Annotated in this window: 16 protein-coding genes; 9 read left to right on the forward strand and 7 right to left on the reverse strand. The window is 72.4% G+C overall.

Going from position 1 to position 19756, the window contains the following annotated elements:
* The first annotated feature begins 31 nt into the window (after positions 1 to 31).
* Both FB391_RS00515 and FB391_RS00520 read left to right on the forward strand, forming a co-directional pair.
* Positions 32 to 1744 carry an IlvD/Edd family dehydratase gene (locus tag FB391_RS00515; protein WP_141892363.1) on the forward strand — a complete coding sequence of 571 codons (1713 nt, stop codon included), beginning with the start codon at positions 32 to 34 and terminating at the stop codon, positions 1742 to 1744.
* A 27-nt stretch (positions 1745 to 1771) separates the two neighbouring features.
* Positions 1772 to 2779 (forward strand): zinc-dependent alcohol dehydrogenase, encoded by a 1008-nt coding sequence (locus FB391_RS00520; RefSeq protein ID WP_141892364.1) that lies wholly within the window; start codon positions 1772 to 1774, stop codon positions 2777 to 2779.
* Positions 2780 to 2933: 154 nt separating this feature from the next.
* On the opposite strand, the gene FB391_RS00525 is transcribed toward FB391_RS00520, so the two are convergent.
* Positions 2934 to 3956 carry a YeiH family protein gene (locus FB391_RS00525; RefSeq protein WP_141892365.1) on the reverse strand — a complete coding sequence of 341 codons (1023 nt, stop codon included), beginning with the start codon at positions 3954 to 3956 and terminating at the stop codon, positions 2934 to 2936.
* 78 nt (positions 3957 to 4034) lie between these two features.
* Between FB391_RS00525 and FB391_RS00530 the strand changes: the two genes are divergently transcribed.
* Positions 4035 to 4949 (forward strand): LysR family transcriptional regulator, encoded by a 915-nt coding sequence (locus tag FB391_RS00530; protein WP_185842869.1) that lies wholly within the window; start codon positions 4035 to 4037, stop codon positions 4947 to 4949.
* Between the two features lie 16 nt (positions 4950 to 4965).
* Here the strand turns inward: FB391_RS00530 and FB391_RS00535 are convergent, their stop codons facing one another.
* From FB391_RS00535 to FB391_RS00560, 6 genes are read right to left on the reverse strand one after another with little or no spacing between them, the layout of a single operon-like run.
* On the reverse strand, positions 4966 to 5487 hold the full coding sequence (locus FB391_RS00535; protein WP_141892367.1) for an NADPH-dependent FMN reductase: 522 nt from the start codon (positions 5485 to 5487) through the stop codon (positions 4966 to 4968).
* A gap of 23 nt (positions 5488 to 5510) precedes the next feature.
* The gene (locus FB391_RS00540; protein WP_141892368.1) at positions 5511 to 6836 is read right to left on the reverse strand and encodes an NtaA/DmoA family FMN-dependent monooxygenase; all 1326 of its coding nucleotides are present in this window, start codon (positions 6834 to 6836) and stop codon (positions 5511 to 5513) included.
* Positions 6833 to 8161 (reverse strand): O-acetylhomoserine aminocarboxypropyltransferase/cysteine synthase family protein, encoded by a 1329-nt coding sequence (locus FB391_RS00545; RefSeq protein ID WP_141892369.1) that lies wholly within the window; start codon positions 8159 to 8161, stop codon positions 6833 to 6835. The genes FB391_RS00540 and FB391_RS00545 overlap by 4 nt, the downstream gene beginning before the upstream one ends.
* Positions 8158 to 9489 (reverse strand): NtaA/DmoA family FMN-dependent monooxygenase, encoded by a 1332-nt coding sequence (locus FB391_RS00550; RefSeq protein WP_141892370.1) that lies wholly within the window; start codon positions 9487 to 9489, stop codon positions 8158 to 8160. Before FB391_RS00550 ends, FB391_RS00545 begins: the two co-directional genes overlap by 4 nt.
* Entirely contained in the window at positions 9486 to 10814 is a 1329-nt protein-coding gene (locus tag FB391_RS00555) for an LLM class flavin-dependent oxidoreductase (protein WP_141892371.1), read from the reverse strand. Before FB391_RS00555 ends, FB391_RS00550 begins: the two co-directional genes overlap by 4 nt.
* On the reverse strand, positions 10811 to 11863 hold the full coding sequence (locus FB391_RS00560; RefSeq protein ID WP_185842870.1) for an LLM class flavin-dependent oxidoreductase: 1053 nt from the start codon (positions 11861 to 11863) through the stop codon (positions 10811 to 10813). The genes FB391_RS00555 and FB391_RS00560 overlap by 4 nt, the downstream gene beginning before the upstream one ends.
* Positions 11864 to 12047: 184 nt before the next feature.
* Between FB391_RS00560 and FB391_RS00565 the strand changes: the two genes are divergently transcribed.
* The 6 genes from FB391_RS00565 (at position 12048) to FB391_RS00590 (ending at position 19705) form a co-directional block, all read left to right on the forward strand.
* Complete coding sequence (locus FB391_RS00565) at positions 12048 to 12869, forward strand: DUF427 domain-containing protein (protein WP_185842871.1); 822 nt, start codon at positions 12048 to 12050, stop codon at positions 12867 to 12869.
* A gap of 138 nt (positions 12870 to 13007) precedes the next feature.
* Positions 13008 to 14558, forward strand: coding sequence for an ABC transporter substrate-binding protein (locus FB391_RS00570; protein WP_141892374.1), 1551 nt, complete (start codon positions 13008 to 13010; stop codon positions 14556 to 14558).
* Between the two features lie 3 nt (positions 14559 to 14561).
* Complete coding sequence (locus FB391_RS00575; RefSeq protein WP_141892375.1) at positions 14562 to 15593, forward strand: ABC transporter permease; 1032 nt, start codon at positions 14562 to 14564, stop codon at positions 15591 to 15593.
* Position 15594: 1 nt separating this feature from the next.
* Entirely contained in the window at positions 15595 to 16476 is an 882-nt protein-coding gene (locus FB391_RS00580) for an ABC transporter permease (protein WP_141892376.1), read from the forward strand.
* Positions 16473 to 18017 carry an ATP-binding cassette domain-containing protein gene (locus FB391_RS00585; RefSeq protein WP_141892377.1) on the forward strand — a complete coding sequence of 515 codons (1545 nt, stop codon included), beginning with the start codon at positions 16473 to 16475 and terminating at the stop codon, positions 18015 to 18017. The genes FB391_RS00580 and FB391_RS00585 overlap by 4 nt, the downstream gene beginning before the upstream one ends.
* Positions 18018 to 18073: 56 nt before the next feature.
* Positions 18074 to 19705 (forward strand): glycosyltransferase family 39 protein, encoded by a 1632-nt coding sequence (locus FB391_RS00590; RefSeq protein WP_141892378.1) that lies wholly within the window; start codon positions 18074 to 18076, stop codon positions 19703 to 19705.
* Positions 19706 to 19756: the final 51 nt, after the last annotated feature.

Genomic DNA, 19756 nt, shown 5'->3' on the forward strand with positions numbered 1-19756 from the left:
GGTTGCGCGCGGGCGGAACGAGAGGTCGACGATGACGCTTCGCAGTTCGCAGTGGTATGCGGGGGATGACCGGAACGCCTACATCCATCGGGCGTGGATGCGCCGCGGTGTGCCGGATTCGGCGTTCACCGGGCGTCCGCAGATCGCGATCGCGAATACCGCGTCGGACCTGACGCCGTGCAATGCGCACCTCACGGAGGTGGCGCAGTCGGTGAAAAACGGCGTGTACGAGGCGGGCGGGATCCCGTTGGAGCTGCCGGTGGTGTCGCTGGGTGAGACGAACGTGCGGCCGACGGCGATGCTGTGGCGCAACATGGCGGCGATGGCCACCGAGGAGATGCTGCGGGCGAACCCGATCGACGGGGTGGTGCTGCTGGGCGGGTGTGACAAGACGATCCCGTCGCTGCTGATGGCGGCGGCCTCGGTCGATCTGCCGGCGGTGGTGGTGCCGGGCGGGCCGATGCTCACCGGCCACTTCCGCGGCGAGGCGCTCGGGTGCGGCACCGACGTGTGGCGCCTGTCCGAGGAAGTGCGGGCGGGGACGCTGAGCGAGACGATGTTCTTGAAGTCCGAGTCGTCGATGATCCGCTCCAAGGGGCATTGCAACACGATGGGCACCGCGTCGACGATGGCGCTGGTGGCCGAGGCGCTCGGGACGGTGATCCCGGGGCTTGCCGGCACGCCGGCGGCGGATGCGCGGCTGCTGGAGGCGGCGCACGACACGGGCCGGTTCGCGGTTCAGCTGGTGGCAGAGGATCGGCGCCCGTCGTCGTTCCTGACGAAGGGGAGCTTCCACAACGCGATCGTGGCGTTGGCGGCGATCGGCGGGTCGACGAACGCGGTGGTGCATCTGCTGGCGATCGCGGGGAGGCTGGGCATCGACCTGTCGATCGACGACTTCGACCGGATCGGCGCGGAGGTGCCGCTGCTGGTGAATCTGCAGCCGGCGGGCAGGTATCTGATGGACGACCTGTTCCGAGCGGGAGGGTTCCTGGCGGTGCTGCGCGAGGTGCGCGACCTGCTCGACCCCGAGGCGCTGACCATCACGGGGAAGCCGCTGGTGGACTACCTCGACGATGCCCGGATCTGGGATGCCGACGTGATCACGCCGCGCGAGTCGCCGTTGCAGCCGCACGCCGGCATCTCGGTGCTGCGCGGGTCGCTCGCGCCCGGCGGGGCGCTGATCAAGCCCGCGGCGGCGTCCCCGCACCTGTTGAAGCACCGGGGCCGGGCGGTGGTGTTCGACTCGATCGAGGACTTCCACGCCCGCATCGACGATCCCGACCTCGACATCGACGAGAACAGCGTGATGGTGCTGCGCGGCTGCGGGCCGAAGGGGTATCCGGGCATGCCGGAGGTGTCGAACATGCCGTTGCCGACCAAGCTGCTGGAGAAGGGCGTGCGGGACATGGTGCGCATCTGCGACGGCCGCATGTCGGGCACCGCGTACGGGACGGTCGTGCTGCACGTGACCCCCGAGGCCGCCGCCGGGGGACCGCTCGCCCTCGTACGCACCGGGGACTGGGTCAGCCTGGATGTGCGTGCGCGGCGGCTGGACCTCGACGTGCCTGCCGATGAGCTCGCCCGCCGCACCCCCAACGCTGCGACCGTCGACGGGTACGCGAACCCGTCCCGCGGGTGGGAGCGGCTCTACGTCGACCACGTGCTGCAGGCTGACCGCGGCGCCGACCTCGACTTCCTCGTCGGTGCGTCCGGGGCGGAGGTCACCCGTGAATCCCACTGACCCACAGCTGCTCCGGCGGGCGGGCCGGTGAGGGCCCTCGTCATCACCGCACCCGGTCGTGCCGAGGTGCAGGACGTCGCCGAGCCGGCCGCCGAGCCCGGCGAGGTCATCGTCGAGGTGCGTCGGGCCGGCATCTGCGGCACCGACGTCGAGTTCTTCACGGGCGAGATGGCGTACCTGCATTCCGGGCACGCCGCCTATCCGATGCGCATCGGCCACGAGTGGATGGGCACGGTGACGGCGGTCGGAGCCGGCGTCGACGGCTCATGGATCGGACGCCGCGTCACGGGCGACACGATGCTCGGCTGCGGCGCGTGCCGTCGCTGCGAGCACGGACGGCAGCACGTGTGCGATCAGCGGCTCGAGCTCGGCATCCGCGGCGGCAAGGCCGGAGCGCTCGCTGAGCGCGTCGCGACGCCGGCGCGGTCACTGCACCGGCTTCCTGACACGGTCGACGACGCGATGGGCGCGCTGGTCGAGCCGGGCGGCAACGCGTTCCGCGCGGTGCAGGGCGCGGCACTGCGCCCCGGTGACCGGTGCCTCGTGCTGGGGCCGGGCACGATCGGCCTGCTGTGCGCGCTGTTCGCCCGCGCTGCCGGTGCCGAGGTGCACCTCCTCGCCCGCGACGCCGGCTCCGCGGCGTTCGCACGATCGCTCGGGTTCGACGACGTCTGGACCGACGGCGACCTGCCCGGGCTGCCGTGGGACGCCGTGATCGAGGCATCCAATTCCCCGGCGCTGCCGGCCCGCGCGCTCGACCTCGTCGAACCGGGCGGGCGCGTCGTCTACATCGGCCTCGCCGGTACGCCGAGCCTCATCGACACGCGCGATCTCGCCCTCAAGGACGTGACGGCCGTGGGCGTGCTGAGCGCGTCACCGGGTCTCGCCGGCACCATCGCCGCGTACGCCGCGGGCGTCGTCGACCCGCGCCCGCTCGTCGCCGCGACCGTCGCGCTCGACGACCTGCCCGCGATCCTCGCCGGCTCGCGTCCGTCCGGTGCGGGGCCGGGCCCGAAGTTCCACGTCACCATGTAGGCGAGGCGCCGCATGACCGAGCCGTCGGGTCGGGCCGGGTGGCGGCATCCCTCGCCTGCTTTCGACAGGTCGACCGCTGTTGTGCAGGAGGAATGCGGCGCGAGCGTCCTGCGCGGGCGCGGTTGACCTGTGGGAGGAGCGGGGATGCCGCGGCTCACGCCAGCCGGCCGGTGAAGGCCAGCGCCACCAGCGCCGTCGCCGTGACCAGCAGCGACAGCACCGCGCCGAGAGCGAGGGGACGCCAGCCGGCGCGGCGGATCGCGCCGAGATCGGTCGACAGGCCGATGCCGGCGAGCGCCGCCGCGATGAGGACGCCGCTCACCGCGAGCAGTCCGGCGCGCACGGGCTCGGCGATGAGCCCCGCCGTGTTCGCCAGGGTCATCACGACGAACCCGACGATGAACCAGGGCACCAGCGTGGCGATGCGCCACGGATGACGAAGCAAGCCGCCCTCGCCCGGGCGCGGCTGACGGAGGGCGAGCCCGACGCTGATCGGCACGATCATGAGCGTGCGGACGAGCTTGACCACGACGGCGAAGCCGAGCGCGCCCGCGCCGAACGTCGTCGCCGCCGCGACCACCGAGCTGGTGTCGTTGATCGCGGTGCCCGCGAGCAGTCCGAAGGCGTGGGCATCCAGTCCCAGCGCGTGCCCGAGGAGCGGGAACGCGACCGCCGCGGCGATGTTGAACACGAAGATCGTCGACACGGCGTACGCGATCTCGCCGCTCGTCGCCGCGATCACGGGTGCGACGGCGGCGATCGCCGAGGCGCCGCAGATGCCGGTGCCCACCCCGATGAGGGTGCGCAGCCGCCCGTCGATCCGCATGGCGCGGCCGAGGCCCCAGGCGGCGACCAGGCACACGGTCAGGGTGCTGAGCATCACGGGCAGCGATTCGGCGCCGACGGCGACCACGTCCTGCAGCGACAGCTGCGCCCCGAGCAGCACCACGGCCACCTGCAGCAGCCACTTGCCCGAGAAGGCGATGCCCGGCTGCGTGCGCGCGCCCGGTCGGCGGATCGCCGCCACGGAGACGCCGATCGCGATCGCGGGCAGGGCCGTGCCGACGACCGGAGCGGTCCGGCCCACCGCGAGCGACGCGGCCGCGATCGCCACGCACAGCAGCACTCCCGGAACGACGGCGGCGGTGCGGCGGGCGAGTGGGACGGCGTGGGGCATCCTTACACGTTCGGCGATCGGCCGGCTCCCCGGTATCCCCACAGGATGCGTAGGGGTACAGGCGTAGGCTGTATCTCCGTGGGATACGTACCCGATGTCGAGGCGCTGCGCCTGCTGCGCGCCGTGTTCGAGACGGGCTCGATCTCGGCCGCGGCGCGGGAGCGCGGCGTCACGCAGCAGTCCGCGTCGGCCCGGCTGCGGGCGATGGAGCGTTCGCTCGGGCTCGAGCTGCTGCTGCGCTCGCCGCACGGCGTGACCGCCACTCCGGCCGGCGAGGTGTTCGCCTCGTGGGCCGACGACCTGCTACACGCCGCCGACCGGCTCGAGACCGGTGTCGATCAGCTGCGCGGCGAATCAGGGCGCGAGCTCGCCGTCGCCGCCAGCCAGACCGTCGCCGCGCATCTGCTGCCGCATTGGCTCGTCACCCTGCGGACGACGCAGCAGGCGGCCGGGCGCCCGCCGACGGAGGTGCGCCTGCTCACCGCGAACAGCGCCGACACCTGCGAACGGGTGCGCAGCGGTGCGGCATCCATCGGGTTCATCGAGAGTCCCGAGCCGCTGACCGACCTGTGGAGCCGGGTCATCGCCCGGGACGAGCTCGTGGTCGTGGTGGCGACCGACCACCCGTGGGCGTCACGCGACGCGGTCGGCCTCGACGAGGTCGCCGCCACCGGCCTCGTGGCGCGCGAACGCGGCAGCGGCACGCGTCGCGCGTGGGAACTCGTCGTCGAGGGGCGACTCGGCCGCCCACCCGCAGAACCCGCCATCGTGCTCGCGAACGCCGCGGCGATCCGGTCCGCCGTCGCGGGCGGACTGGCGCCGGCCGTGCTGAGCAGCCGCGTCGTCGCCGACGATCTGCGCCTCGGCCGCCTCGCGCGTGTGGCGGTCGCGACCGAGCCGATCCTGCGGCCCATCACCGCGATCTGGCGCGGCACCGCCCGCGATCTCACCCCTGTCGCGCGGGAGCTGCTGGAGGCCGCCCGCGCGGCATGACCGCTGGTCCGGCCCGTCAGGCGTCGACGCGGGCGGAGTCCAGGGCAGGAGCGAGGCGGTGCCACTCGGCGTCGAGCCACGCCGACGCGAGCTCGCTGCGGCGCTCGACCTCTCCGGCGGGGAACGCGAGCCCCCGTGTGGGCGTGGATGCTCCGAGCTCGACGAGCAGCGGCCGCAGCGCGTGCTCGACGGCCAGCGCGTGGGCGGGGCCGCCGATCGTGAGGAGCGGCACCGCCGTCACACCGGCGAGCGCGTTCGCGCCGTACCGGTCGAGGAAGGACTTGAGCAGTCCCGTGTATGTCGCCTTGTACGTCGGGCTCGCGACGACCAGCACGTCGGCGGCGGTGACGCGCTGGAGGAGCGCGTCGACCGTCTCGTCGGGGAACCGGAACAGGCGATCGGCGACGTCGGCGAGGTCGATCGTCGGTTCCACCTCGGCACCGCTGCGCGCCGCGAGCTGCCGCGCGACTTCTTCGGCCACGAGCCGCGTGCGGGACGACGGCTGCGGATTCCCGACCAGGACGACGATCGACGACATGGGCTTTCCTTTCGACACGCGGCTCAGAAGGCCGACAGGTTCGCGCGCAGGCCGCCGGCCGCGTACTCGGAGCGGAGGATGCCCCGCCGGCGCAGGATCGGCACCAGCTCGTCGAGCGTCCGGTGGATCGTCACGGGGTGCAGATCGCCGGAGAAGATGAGGCCGTCGTTGCCGGCATCCTCTCCGAGCGCCTCGATGAGGTCGGCGAGCTCGTCGGCCGTGCCGACCGTGCCGCTGATGCCGTCGCCGATCCGGCCGAGCCGTGCCTTGCCGGCGAGGATCGCACGCAGCGGCACGTCGGCGAAGCTGTCGAACCGGCCTCGCAGGCCCTTGATCGTCCCCTGCGACACGTGGTCGCCGAAGATCGCGGGATCGAGCGGCCGGTCCAGGGCGAGGGCCGTGAGGTCGGTCTCGAGATCGCTCGACCACGCCTCGGCGACCTCGAGCAGCGCCGCATCCGTCGGCGACTCGGATGCGCGCACGATGCGGTCGGCCTCCTCCCGGCTCGCGGCGACGATCGGCTTGAAGACGAACAGGGTCTTGATCTCGTCCGCGCCCCGCCCGGCGGCGACCGCCGCCTCGCGGACGCGCTCGCGGTAGGCGCGGATCGCGTCCACGTCGAGGTTCGACAGCGCGAGCTGGATCTCGGAGTTGCGGCCCGCGAACCCGATGCCGCGCGGGGAGCCGCCCGGCGAGGCGACGATCGGGTCTCCCGCGGGCAACGGCTCCGCATTGAGCGGCCCGTCGAACGAGTAGTACTCGCCGCGATGCTGCACCGCGTGGATCTTCGTGCCGTCGGCGTAGATCTGCGTCCGCGCGTCGGCGATGAGAGCGTCGTCGTCCCAGCTGTGCCACAGGAGCCGGAGTGCGTCGAGCCACTCCTGCGCGCGGTCGTACGCGGCGTCGTGCGGCAGGCGGGACTGGCCGAAGTGGTGGGCGCTGCCGACGTCTGTGACGACATTGAGGCCGACCCGGCTGCCGCTCAGGTGCTGCAGCGACGCGAACTGCCGCGCCGCCTGGTACGGGTGCAGCGCGACGGGGTTGGCCGTCGGGATCACGCCGAGATGCTGCGTCGCCGCGAACAGGTAGGGGGCGAGCGTCCAGGGGTCGTGCTTGGGGCCGCCGTACGCCTTGCGCACGCGCAGGTTCAGGGTCTCGGGCGTGATGCCGACCGACAGGGCGTCCTCGATGAGCACGAAGTCGAATCCGGCCTGCTCGAGTTCGCGTGCGGACTGCTGGTACAGGTCGGGGCGCTGCCACGCATAGTTCCACTCGTGGTACGGCCGCGCCCAGCCGTGCGGGCCGAAGCCGCGCGAGAGGAACCAGCCGAAGTGCTGTGGTCGGGTCATGACACTCCTATGGTGCTGAGCAGATCCGCCGCCGCGACGGCTGCCAGTGCATGGTCGAGGTCGGCGATGAGGTCTTCGGGCTCTTCGAGCCCGATCGACAGGCGCAGCAGCCCCTGCCCGATGCCGCCCGCGGCGAGCTGCTCGTCGTCGCGCAGCACGTGCGTGGTGGTCGCCGGGTGCAGCACGAGCGACCGCACATCGCCGAGGTGGGTCATGCGCGTGAACAGGTGCAGCGCGTCGGTGAAGATCCGTGCGGCCTCGCGTCCACCGCGGATCGTCACGGCGAAGACCGATCCCTGCCCGAGCGGCAGGTAGCGCGCCGCCACCGCGTGATGCGGGCTCGACGGCAGGCCGCTGTAGTCGACGCTCTCGACACCCGGCTGCTGCTCGAGCCAGGTCGCGAGCTGCAGCGCGGTGGCCGACTGCCGGGCGACCCGCAGCGACAGCGTCTCGATCCCCTGGATGATGAGGAACGCGTTGAACGGCGAGGGAACCGGGCCGTACCGCATCGCCACGCGGCGGGCGAAGTCGAGGAAGGCGGTGCGGGGCGAGCGCTCCGCGAACGTCAGACCGTCGAGCCCGCGCTGGCGTGCGAGCTGGGGGTAGGCGTCTGGGTGGTCGGCCCAGGCGAAGGTGCCGCCGTCGACGATCACGCCGCCGAGGACCGTGCCGTGTCCGGCGAGGAACTTGCTCGCCGAGTGCACGACGATGTCGGCACCGTGCTCGAGCGGGCGCACCAGGTACGGCGTCGCCAGCGTGTTGTCGACGACGAGCGGCAGGCCGTGACGGTGGGCGACCGTCGCGATCGCGGCGACGTCGAGCACGTCGTTCTTGGGGTTGGGGATGGACTCCGCGAACACGAGCCTCGTGTTCGGCCGGATGGCGGCATCCCACGCCGCGGCGTCGTTCGGATCGTCGATGAAGTCCACGGCCACGCCCTGGCGCCCCAGGTCGTCGCGCAGGAGTTCGCGCGTGCCCTCGTAGATGCTCGACGAGGCCAGGACGTGATCGCCGGCAGACACGAGCGCCAGCACGGTGGTCGCCACCGCCGCCTGGCCGCTGCCCAGCAGCAGGGCGCCGACACCCGATTCCAGATCGGCGATGCGCACTTCGGCGGCGACGTTGGTGGGATTGCCGACGCGCGTGTAGCTGAAACCCTCCTCGGTGCCGGCGAAGCGGGCGTGCGCCTGGTCGAAGTCGTCGAACTCGAAGCCCGCGGTGAGGTAGATGGGCGTGGCGCGGGGCCGGTGCGGACCCGGCGATCGGTCGCCGGCGTGCAGCTGCCGGGTGGCGAAGGCGAGCCGGGCGTGATCGTCGCGCGTCATGCCGTCACCGGCTCGGGCACGCGGCGGGCCGGACGGGCGAGACCCAGGCGCTCGCGCAGCGTGGTCTCTTCGTACGAGGTGCGGGTGAGACCGCGGCGCTGCAGCTCGGGCACGACGAGGTCGACGAACGACTCGAACCCGAGGGGCTGCGTGAGCGCCTGCACGACGAAGCCGTCGGCGGCGCCCGATTCGAAGCGCTCCTGCATGTCGTCGGCGATCGCGGCGGGGCTTCCGACCGACACCGACTCCCAGAACGATTCGGCGTACAAGTCGCGCGCGGTGAGCCGCTCGCCCGACAGCAGCCGGGCCAGCCGCCGGTTCGGCGACTTCGACTCGTTCGCGATGTCGGTGTCGGGCGCCGGGGTGATGGGCGCATCGGGGTCGGCGGGGAGGGTCTGCCCGATGGAGTGCGCGACGTCCTCGACGATGATCGCGTCGGGCGTCGACGCGAGGAGCTCCGCGGCGAGTGCGCGCGCGTCCGCCTCGGTCTCGGCGACCACCGGCCGCAGCTGCGGCAGGATCGCGACCTCGTCGGGCTGGCGGCCGTGCGCGACGACCCGCGCCTTAAGTGCCGCGTAGAACCTCTGCGCCTCGCCGACCGGAAGGGACCGGGCGAACACGGCGTCGGCGGTGGCCGCCGCGAGCTCCTGCCCCGCGTCCGAGCCGCCGGCCTGGAACAGCACCGGATACCCCTGCGGCGGGCGCGACACGTTGAGCGGCCCCCGCACCGTGAAGTGCCGACCACGGTGGTCGGCGACGGCCAGGCCGGCGGCATCCGCGAACAGTCCGCTCTCGCGGTCGGCGAGGATCGCGTCGTCGGCCCAGCTGTCCCACAGCTTGTGGACGACATCGACGAACTCCGCCCCGCGCTCGTACCGCAGCGAGTGGTCGAGGTGGTCGTCGCCGCCGAAGTTGCGGGCCTCCTCGTCGTAGCGCGAGGTGACGAGGTTCCACGCTGCGCGGCCTCGGCTGATGTGGTCGAGCGAGGCGATGGCACGGGCCACGTGGTACGGCTCGTTGTAGGTCGTCGACACGGTCGCGGCCAGGCCGATGCGACTGGTGCGGACGGCGAGGGCCGACAGCAGCGTGAGCGGCTCCAGGCGGGTCTGGCCGTAGTGGTCGACACCGGAGGGGAAGCGATCCCAGAAGTACAGGCCGTCGGCGAGGAAGATGGTGTCGAACACCCCGCGCTCGGCGGTCTGCGCGAAGCGGGTGTAGTACTCGATGTCGACGTGCCGGTGGGGCTCGGCCGACGCGTGGCGCCAGCCCGACACATGCGAGCCTCCGGGGTGGAAGAGGAACGCTCCGAGGAGCAGTCGGCGGGTCATGCGGCGTTCCTTCCAGCGGGGCGGGCGAGCCCGAGGTTGTCGCGGAGCGTGTCTCCGGCGTACTCGCGCGGATAGACCCCGGCGTCGGTGAGGCGCGGGACGATGTCGTCGACGAACCGCACGAGGGTGTCGGGGAGCGTCGGCGCCATGAGGATGAACCCGTCGGCGGCGCCCTTCTCGTACCGCTCGACCAGGTGGGCCGCGAGCGTGTCGGGCGTGCCGACGGTGAAGCGGCGGCGCAGCACCTCCCACGCCAGTTCGCGGATCGTGTAGGGCCGCTGGGCGAGCAGCGCCGCGATCGACTGGTAGCCGGACTTCGACTGGTTGAAGCCGTCGAGGTCGAACTCGAACGTGAACGGCTCGTCGAGGTCGCGCTCGCCGAGGTCGGCGCCGAGGTAGTGCGACAGCAGGTCGATCTGCACGCGGTCCGGCGTGAGGGCGGCGAGCGCGCGGAACCGTTCCTCGGCATCGGACTGCGTGTCGCCGATGATCGGCGAGAACCAGGGCAGCACCTTCAGGTCGTCGGCACCGCGGCCGGCGGCGACCGCGCGGCGCTTGTAGTCGTCGTACAGGCTCTGCGACGCGTCGAGCGATCCGCCGCCGAGCGTGAAGACGGCGTCGGCGGTGCGGCCGGCGAGCTCGCGTCCGGCCTCGGAGGCGCCCGCCTGGAAGAGGGGTGGATGCCCCTGCACGGGGCGCGGGATGCTCAGCGGCCCGCGTACGGCGAAGTGGTCGCCGCGGTGGTCGAGCACGTGCAGCTTGGCGCGGTCGGCGTAATGGCCGGACTCCTTGTCGAAGAGGAACGCGTCGTCCTCCCACCCGTCCCACAGTCCGTTGACCACATCGACGAACTCGGCGCCGCGGCGGTAGCGCAGGCCGTGCTCGAGGTGGGCGTCGCGGCCGAAGTTGCGCGCCTCTTCGTCGCTCGCGCTCGTGACGAGGTTCCAGGCGGCCCGGCCGCCGCTGATGTGATCGAGCGAGGCGAGCTTGCGGGCCACGTGGTACGGCTCGTTGTAGGTGGTCGACACGGTGGCGGCGAGACCGATCCGGCTGGTCACCTGCGACAGTGCGCTCAGCAGCGTGAAGGGCTCCAGCCGCACGTTGACGCCGTGGTCGATGCCGGAGCGGAAGCGGTCCCACACGTACAGCTCGTCGGCGAGGAACAGCGTGGCGAACCGCCCGGCCTCCGCCGTCTGCGCGAAGCGCGTGTAGTAGTCGAGGTCGAGGTACGCGTGCGGCTCCGAGCCGGCGGCCCGCCAGCCGGTGATGTGCTCGCCGCCGGGGTAGAAGATGCCGGCCGCGAGGACGAGCGGTGTGCGGCTCATGCGGCCACCGCCGTCCGGTCGGCGGCCGCCAGCTCCGGGGCGACCTCGCCGGTGAAGAGGGCGAGCGCCTCCTTCTGCTCCTCCACGTCGCGGTACAGCCCGTCGAGCTGCAGCTGCACGTGGGTGGTGTACGCGAAGGCGGGGTGCTGGGCGATGGATGCCGCGATGTCGGCGGCCGTGCCGTAGTGCAGGTTGAGCCGCTCGGCCACGTCGGCGGGCGTGCCTGCGGCCGGGAGGAAGTCCTTGGCCCACTCCCACTTGGCGAGGAGGCCTGCCTCGGCCCGGCGCAGCGCGTCCTCGCGCGAGCGACCCGGGAAGATCCAGGTCGAAAGGCCCAGGCGCGGGGTCGCTCCTTCGCGGAGTCCGCGGTGATACGCGGCGGCCGACACCTCGCCCGGCACGACCTGGGTGGTGCCGATCAGCACGCCTTCGCCGCGCCGGCCGGTCTCGAACGCGCTGTGCTCGGTGAGGGTCGCGTGCCAGATGCGCTCCGCGAGAGCCGGCCGGGCCGGCGCGAGCACCTCGCCGTCGGGTGAGACGGGGTCGCCCCACAACGCGGCGGCGAGCCGGTCCACCGAGGCGAGGTACGCCCGGCGGCTGTGCTCGCGGTCCTCGATGCGGGTGACGCCGAGAGCGGCCGCCACCTGCGGCTGCCCGCCGTTCGCGAGGCCGAGCTCGACCCGTCCGCCGCTCAGGACGTCGAGCACCGCGGCGTCTTCGGCCACGCGCAGCTCGCGCTCCAGCGGGAGCGTGATGGCCGCGGTGCCGAGCCGCAGGGCCGTCGTGCGTGCGGCGAGAACGCCCAGGAACACGAACGGCGACGGCAGACCGCCCAGCCGGCCGGCGTCGGGCTTGGCCAGGTGGAACTGCCGCACCCACGCCGACTCGACCCCGACGGACTCCGCGTACTCGAAGAGGTCGAGGTAGTCGAGGTAGGTCTGCTCGACGGTGCCGCGGTGCTCGGCGAGATGCGCGAACAGGCCCACCTGCAGCGGAGGACGCGTGGGCAGCGGAGGACGCACAACGGGTGCGGTGTCGGGCTGAGGCATGGCGGTCAGGCTAGGACGCGGCGCAGGAGCCCGTCGCGGGGCGCGTGTCACGCGACGGCATGCGTCGTCATACGGGGTCATGTGCGTTCATCGACGGCAACCCTTCGGTCGGCGGAGGGGCTCCGGGGCTTTCATGGTGGCGTCGAACCGCTGCCGACCCCCGCCTCCAGGAGGAACCGTGTCCGTGACCAGCCCGAACCACACCACCGTCGTCCCTGTCGAGCGCGTCGAGCCCCGCACGGGTCCGACGCTCGCCCGGCGTGAGCCGGTGCACGCCGCCACGTGGACGTGGGAGCCCAGCGAGCGCTGGGTGCGCGGGTGGGTCGGCGACCTCGCCGTCGTGGACTCCCGGCGTCCCGTCCTGGTGTGGGAGCCGGGGGCGAAGGTTCCCGAGTACGGATTCCCGCTCGACGACGTCCGGCGCGAGCTGCTCGTGCCGGGTGAGGCGCCCGCCGCGTCGTACTACCGGCCGCGGACTCCCGCGCGTCAGTGGTTCGACCTCGTCGTCGGCGACCGGCGCATCGAGGCGGCCGCCTGGACGTGGGACGTCGACGCGCTCGACGGCTTCATCGCCTTCACGTGGTACCCCGGCGTGCTCGACCGCTGGACCGAGGAGGAGGAGCGCGTGTTCGCGCATCCCCGCGACCCGCGCAACCGCGTCGACACGCTGCCGTCCACGCGCCGGATCGTGGTGTCCGACGGTGACCGGGTGATCGCCGACTCGACGGCATCCGTCATCGTCTACGAGACCGGGCTCGTGCCCCGCTACTACCTTCCCCGGGAGGACGTCGACTGGTCGGCCCTGCGCGAGATCAGCAGGTGGAGCGAATGCCCGTACAAGGGCGAGGCGACCGAGTACTGGGCGGCCGCGGATCGCCCCGAGCGCGAGATCGCCTGGTCGTACCCCGAGCCGCTGCCCGCCGTGGCGGCCATCGCCGGCCGCGTCGCGTTCTACTCCGAGCGCGTCACGGTCGAGGTCGACGGCATCCCCGTCGGCTCTGCATGACGCCGCGTGACAGATCGTGACCGGCGGTGTCGCGGCGCGTCACGCCCCGCTTGGCGGCGCCGCGGCCCCCGGTCCACGATCGCTCACCACAGCCTGCGTCACGTGTCGTGACGCACCCGCCCCGCCGAGAGGAACACCATGGCCCCTTCGCTCCACCCCCGACGTCCGCTGCGTGCGGCGCTCGCCGCGCTCGCCGCGGGCGCGCTCGCCCTGAGCCTCACCGCCTGCGCGACCGGCGCCGCCGGCGGCACCGCGTCGGATGCGGCATCCGACGACGTCTACCGTCTGCCGATCACCGACCCGGGCAGCGAGATCGACCCGTTGACGGTCGCCGACTACAACGCGCAGATCATCTCGGGCCTGGTCACCGAGCCGCTCATCAGCCTCGACGCCGCCGGCGACCTGAATCCGCGCCTGGCGACGGACTGGTCGGCCTCGGACGACGGCCTCACGTGGACCGTGACGCTGCGCGACGCCGCGGTGTTCAACGACGGCACGCCCGTCACGTCGGCCGACGTGGTCGCGACCTTCCAGTCCATCACCGCCGAAGACAGCCAGTCGCCGGGGCGCAGCGCGTTCGACGGGATCCTCGACACGGTCGCCCCGGACGGCGACGAGGCGGTCCTGTTCACCCTCGTGCGTCCGTTCTCGGACTTCCCGCTGCTGCTGACCGGCACGAACACCGGCATCCTGCCCGCCGACTACGAGCCCGGGACATGGCTCGACAATCCTGTCGGGGCGGGCCAGTTCCTGCTGAAGGACTACACCGTCGGGAAGGGGGCGACCTACGTCAAGAACCCGCAGTATTGGAACGCCGCCGCGATCGAACTGGACGGCGTCGAGCTCAAGGTCTACGGCGACACGCAGGCGACCCTGCTGGCCTTCCAGGCGGGCGAGATCGACCGCATCGCCCTGACCTCCGACGTCGCGGCCACCGTCGACGCGTCGAAGTACGACACCATCTCGTCGGGCTACAACAAGATCGACGGCATCTTCCTCGACGTGACCGCCGCGCCCTTCGACGACCCGACGGCGCGCGAGGCGTTCGCGTGGGCGGTCGACCGGCAGGGCCTCGTCGACGACGTGTACCAGGGCAACGCCGACATCGCCGACGACGTCACCTTCTTCCCGGACTACGAGCCGCAGCCGGCCGGTCTCGAGCAGCGCGAGCAGGACCTCGACAAGGTCGCCGACCTGCTCGACGGGCGCACCCTGTCGTTCACGATCACGACCGACAACCAGCTGTTCGGCGAGGTCCTGCAGCAGCAGCTCAACGCCGTGCCGGGCTTCGACGTCGACCTCGACGTGCTGACCGGCGAGCAGTACTACGCCGAGGGAGACGACACCCCGTGGCTGACGGCCGGCGTGACGGTCACCAACTGGGCCAAGCGCGTGCCGTCGCAGTACGTGTCGCTCATCTACGCGGCGGACTCCGCGTGGAACGCGTCGCACTACTCCAACCCCGAGCTGGAGCAGCTGACCGCGCAGTTCGACGCGACCACCGATGCGGATGAGCGCCAGCAGCTGGCAGACCGGATCGCCGAGATCCAGTGGACCGACCTGCCCGTCATCGTCCCGGCCTTCTCGAAGGCGCAGTCGCTGCAGGACAAGCGGGTCCAGGGCGAGTTCGCCGGCGCGCTGGACTTCTACACCGGCTACGACTTCTCCGGCATCTCGATCGAGGACTGACGCATGACCGCCGACCCCCGCCTCGAGAGCGGTCCCCGCCTCGCGCGGGGGCCGGCGGTGCCGCGCGTCCGTCGCCGCGGGATCGGACGCCTCGTCGGGCAGCGGGCGATCCAGATCCCCGCGGTGCTGCTCGTCGTGTCGGTGCTGCTGTTCTGGCTCATCCAGGTGGTGCCGGGAGACCCCGGACGCAACGCGCTGGGGCAGTACGCGACCGCGGCGCAGGTGCAGGAGTGGAACGCCGCCCACGGCCTGGACGGGAGCCTCGTCCAGCGCTACCTGTCGTGGCTGGGCGGCTTCGTCACGGGGAACTGGGGAACGAGTCTCGTCTACGGCGAGCCGGTCGCGACGCTCGTGCTCGGTCGTCTCGGCAACTCGGTGCTGCTCGGGCTGTACGCCTTCGCGATCCTCGTTCCGCTGGCGATCGGGATCGGCGCGTGGCAGGCCCGTCGCGAGGGGTCCCGGACGGACCGCGCTGCCACCGTCGGGCTGATGTCGCTGGCCTCGGTGCCGGAGTTCGTGGTCGGCGTGCTGCTGCTCATCGTGTTCGCCCTGGTGATCCCGGTGCTGCCGATCCAGTCCGGCGACGCCGTCGGCGCCGGATTCCTGCCTCAGCTGAGGGCGATGACCCTTCCTGCCGTGACGCTCGCGCTCGGGTACGTGTCGGTGCTCGCGCGCATGACCCGCGCCGGTGTAGTCGAGGCGACCGGCTCGCAGTTCTACCGCACCGCCGTCATCAAGGGTGCCCACGGCGGTGCCCTGTTCCATCGGCACGTGGCGCGCAACGCGCTCATCCCGACCCTCTCGCTCATCGGGGTCTACCTCGGAGCGCTGCTGGGCGGCAGCGCCGTGGTCGAGACGCTCTTCGGCTACCCGGGCCTCGGTGAGCTGCTCGTGACGGCCACCCAGAAGAAGGACGTCTTCATCCTCGCCGCCGGCGTCATGGTGACCGGCCTCATCTCGCTGTGCGCGCTGCTGCTGACCGACATCGCGTTCATGGTCGTCGACCCGCGCGTGCGGTTCACAGGAGGGGACTGACATGGCCGCCGACGTGCTGCTGGCCGACCGCATCGACCTCGCGAGGCCGGTGGATGCCGCGCCCCCGCGTTCCCGCGGCGTCTGGGCGGTGCTGCTGCGGCGTCCCACGTTCACACTGTCGGCCGTCGTGATCGTGTGGTGGCTGTTCGTGGCGATCGCGTGGCGCTGGTTCGGGCTCGATCCGTTCGGGGACACCGGGGTGAAGCTCGCGCCGCCCAGCCCCGAGCACTGGTTCGGCACGGACCGGATCGGGCGGGACGTCTTCGCGCGCGTCCTGGCGGGCGCCGAGTCCGCACTCCTGATCGGCCCGCTGGGGACTCTCATCGCGACGGTGCTCGGCACGGCTCTCGGGCTCGTCGCCGGCTACCGGCGCGGGTGGGTGGACCAGCTGTTCATGCGCACGTTCGATGTGTTCCTCGCGCTGCCGACGCTGATCTTCCTCCTGGTGATCGTGGGGGCGTTCGGCAGCAGCCCGCTCGTCCTGGCCGCCGCGATCGGTGTGCTGTTCGCCCCCGGCATCGCCCGCATCATCCGGGCCGAGGTGCTGGTCGAGATGGGCAAGGACTACGTCACGAGTGCGCAGGTGCAGGGCGAGCGCACGGGCCGCATCCTCGCGAGGGAGCTGCTGCCCAACGTCTGGCCGCAGGTCGCCGTGCAGGCGGCGTTGAGCATCGGCGGTGCGGTGTTCGTGGCCTCGTCGCTGTCGTTCCTGGGGCTCGCCGCAGCCCCGCCGTCGCCGGACTGGGGGCTCGCGGTCAACGAGAACCGCGCGTACCTGCAGGGCGCGTGGTGGACCCTCGTGTTCCCCACCCTCGCGATCGCGTCGCTCGTCGTCTCGGTCAACCTCGTGGCCGACAACCTCAAGGAGGTGCTGCGCGGATGAGCGGACTCGTCTCGGTGCGCGGACTCACGGTCGAGCATCGCGTCGCCGGCGGGCGGCGCACCGCCGTGGACGGCGTCGACCTCGACATCGCCGAGGGCGAGGCGCACGGACTGGTGGGGGAGTCGGGATCGGGCAAGAGCACGATCGCGCTGGCCCTCACGAGGTATCTGCCCAAGGGCGCCCGCGTGCGTGCCGACCAGCTGCGGGTCGCCGGTCGCGATGTGCTGTCGCTGGATGCCGCCGGCCTCAGGCAGTACCGCCGCGACGACATCGGCGTGGTCTTCCAGGAGCCGTCGCGTGCGCTCAATCCGACGGCATCCATCGGCTCGCAGGTCGCCGAGGCGCACCGCCTGCGTGGGCTGTCGGCGACGGCGACCCGCGACGCGACGGTGGCGTCGCTGGCCGAGGTGGGCCTGCCCGACCCCGAGCGTCTGACCGCGCGGTACCCGCACGAGCTGTCGGGAGGGCAGCAGCAACGCGTCATGATCGCGATGGCGCTCGCCGCCCGGCCGCGTCTGCTGATCCTCGACGAGCCGACGACGGGGCTCGACAGCCAGGTGCAGGCCGAGGTGCTGGCGCTCATCACACGCCTGCAGCACCAGCTCGGGTTCGCGAGCCTGCTGATCAGCCACGACCTGCCGCTCGTCGCCGCGCACAGCGACCGCGTCGGCGTCCTCGAGCGCGGTCGTCTCCTCGAGACCACCACGTCATCCGGCCTCGTCGCGGCGCCCGCACACGACTACACGCGACGTCTGGTCGCCGCGATCCCCGCGCTGGACGGGCCCGTGAGAGAGGCAGTGGATGCCGCCTCCCCGCCCCTGCTCGTCGCCTCGGGCCTGCGCAAGCACTACGGAGGCCACGCGGCGCTCGACGGCGTCGATCTGCGCATCGGCCGCGGCGAGACGCTGGGGATCGTCGGCGAGTCGGGCAGCGGCAAGACCACGCTCGGGCGCGTCGTGGCCGGCGTCACCGCCTTCGACGGCGAGCTCGCGCTGGACGCCCCGACCACCCCGCCGCCGGTGCAGATCGTGTTCCAGAGCCCCGATGCGTCGCTCAACCCGCGCCGCACGGTGCGCCAGACGCTCAGACGGGCGATCGAGCTGCTGCACGGCGACGAGAGTCCCGAGCGACTGGCCGCGCAGACCGGTCTTCCGGCCGAGGTCCTCGACAAGCTCCCCCATCAGCTGTCGGGCGGGCAGAAGCAGCGCGTCGCGATCGCGCGTGCGTTCGCCGGCCGCTCGCCGCTGATCGTGTGCGACGAGCCGACGTCGGCACTGGACGTGACGGTTCAGGCGACCGTCATCGATCTGCTGATCGACCTGCAGGAGCGCACCGGCGTGTCGTACCTGTTCATCTCTCACGACCTGGCCGTGGTGCGCCGGGTCTCGCACCGGGTCGCCGTGATGCAGCGCGGCCGGCTGGTCGAGACGGCGTCCGCCGCCGAGATCTTCGGCGGCGCACGCCATCCGTACACGCAGAGCCTCATCGCCGCGGCGCGTCTCGGCCGCCGCGACGAACCGACTGCGGCCGCACCGGCGTGAGTGGCCGATCCCGGATTCTCTGCCCGTTCACAGTGGTTCGGGGGCAACCTGGATGAGTGAGCGTCTCACCGGAGAGGTTCGAGCGGGGCCCGGTCACCGCCACCGATTCGCCGACGGCGGACCGGACGCCGGCGGCGAACTCCGCGCGGGAGCGCGCGGCGGCGCCGCATGAAGCGCCCGGCGTCGACCCCCTCCGGCTGGGACGCGCCGCCGCGATCGTCGGGGTCGTCGCCGCGCTCGTGAGCCTGGCGGGGTCGTGGATCCCGTCTCTGTGGGGCGACGAGGCGGCCAGCGTGCTGTCGGCGACGCGGCCGGTCGGCAGCCTGTTCGCGATGTTCCTCCACGTCGACGCCGTCCACGGCGCGTACTACCTGGGCCTGCACGAGTGGGTGCAGCTGTTCGGCTCCAGCCCCTTCGCGGTGCGCCTGCCGTCGGCGCTCGCGATCGGCGTATGCGCCGCGGCCGTCACCTGGCTCTGCGGGCGGCTCGCCGGTGGCGGTCGGGAGCCGTCGGCCCGCTTCGCCGTCCTCGCCGGCCTCGTCACGGCGATCCTGCCGCGGCTCACCTACGCCGGCGAAGAGGCCCGCAGCTACGCGTTCTCGGCGATGCTCGCGACGCTGCTGTGGGTCGTGGTCGTCGAGACGCTGCGTCGAGGGATGCCGTCACGCCGCGGCTGGGCGGTGTACGCGGTCGTACTGGCCGTCGGCATCTATGTCTTCCTGTACACGGTCCTGCTCGCGGCCGTGGTGGGCGTCGTGCTCGCCGTGTCGGCGGCGCGCCGGAGGCATCTTCGCCACTGGGCGATCGCGTCCGGCGTGGGGCTCCTCGCGACGACTCCGCTCCTGGTGCTGGCCGCCATCGAGCACAAGCAGATCGCGTTCCTCGCCGAGCGCGACCGGGTCTCGGTCGACATGGTGCTCGTCAAGATGTGGTTCGGAGCCTGGCCGTTCGCGCTGATCGCATGGGCACTGATCCTCACGGCGGTGGTGCTGTGGGTACGCGACCTGATCCGCCGGCGGTCGACGGCCGAGAGCCTCGACCTCGAGACTCTCGCCGTCGCATGGCTCGTGATCCCGAGCGGCACGCTGCTGGTGGTCAACGCCCTCATCCCCGGCTACACCCCGCGCTACGGCACCTTCGTGGCGCCGGCCGCCGCGATCCTCGTGGCTCTGGGCATACGACGGGTCGGCGGCAGCCCCTTCTCGAACCGGATGCCGGGGCCCCTCCTCGCCACGATCGCCCTGGTCGCGGTGCTCGCCGCCGCGGCACCCGTCTACGTCGGGCAGCGCACCCCCCACGCGAAGAACCAGTCGGACTGGAACGACATCGCCGCGACCGTGCAGGAGCATGCCCGGGCGGGTGACGCCATCGTGTTCGACGCCTCGGTGCGACCGTCTCGCCGGCCGCGGCTCGCGCTCGACACCAACCCCGCGGCGTTCGCGGGGCTCCGCGACGTGCTCTTGGAGACGCCGTACACCGAGAGCCCCCTGTGGGACGCGACGACGTACGACATCCCCGATGCCGCACTGCGCGGCCGCTTCGCCGGCGTCACGCGCGTGTGGCTGGTCGAGTACGAGAGCGGCCCGGCGCCCGACACCTGGGGCGTCGCGGAGCTGGAGGCTCTGGGCTTCCGCGTGACAGAGCATGTGGACCTGCACCGCAGCGACGTGTACCTGCTGACCCGCTGACGCCGTTCCGCGTCGGCTGCCGCTTCGCCGAGACCGGGGATTCCGGCCGAG

The sequence above is a fragment of the Microbacterium kyungheense genome (genome assembly GCF_006783905.1).
Taxonomy (GTDB): Bacteria; Actinomycetota; Actinomycetes; order Actinomycetales; family Microbacteriaceae; genus Microbacterium; species Microbacterium kyungheense.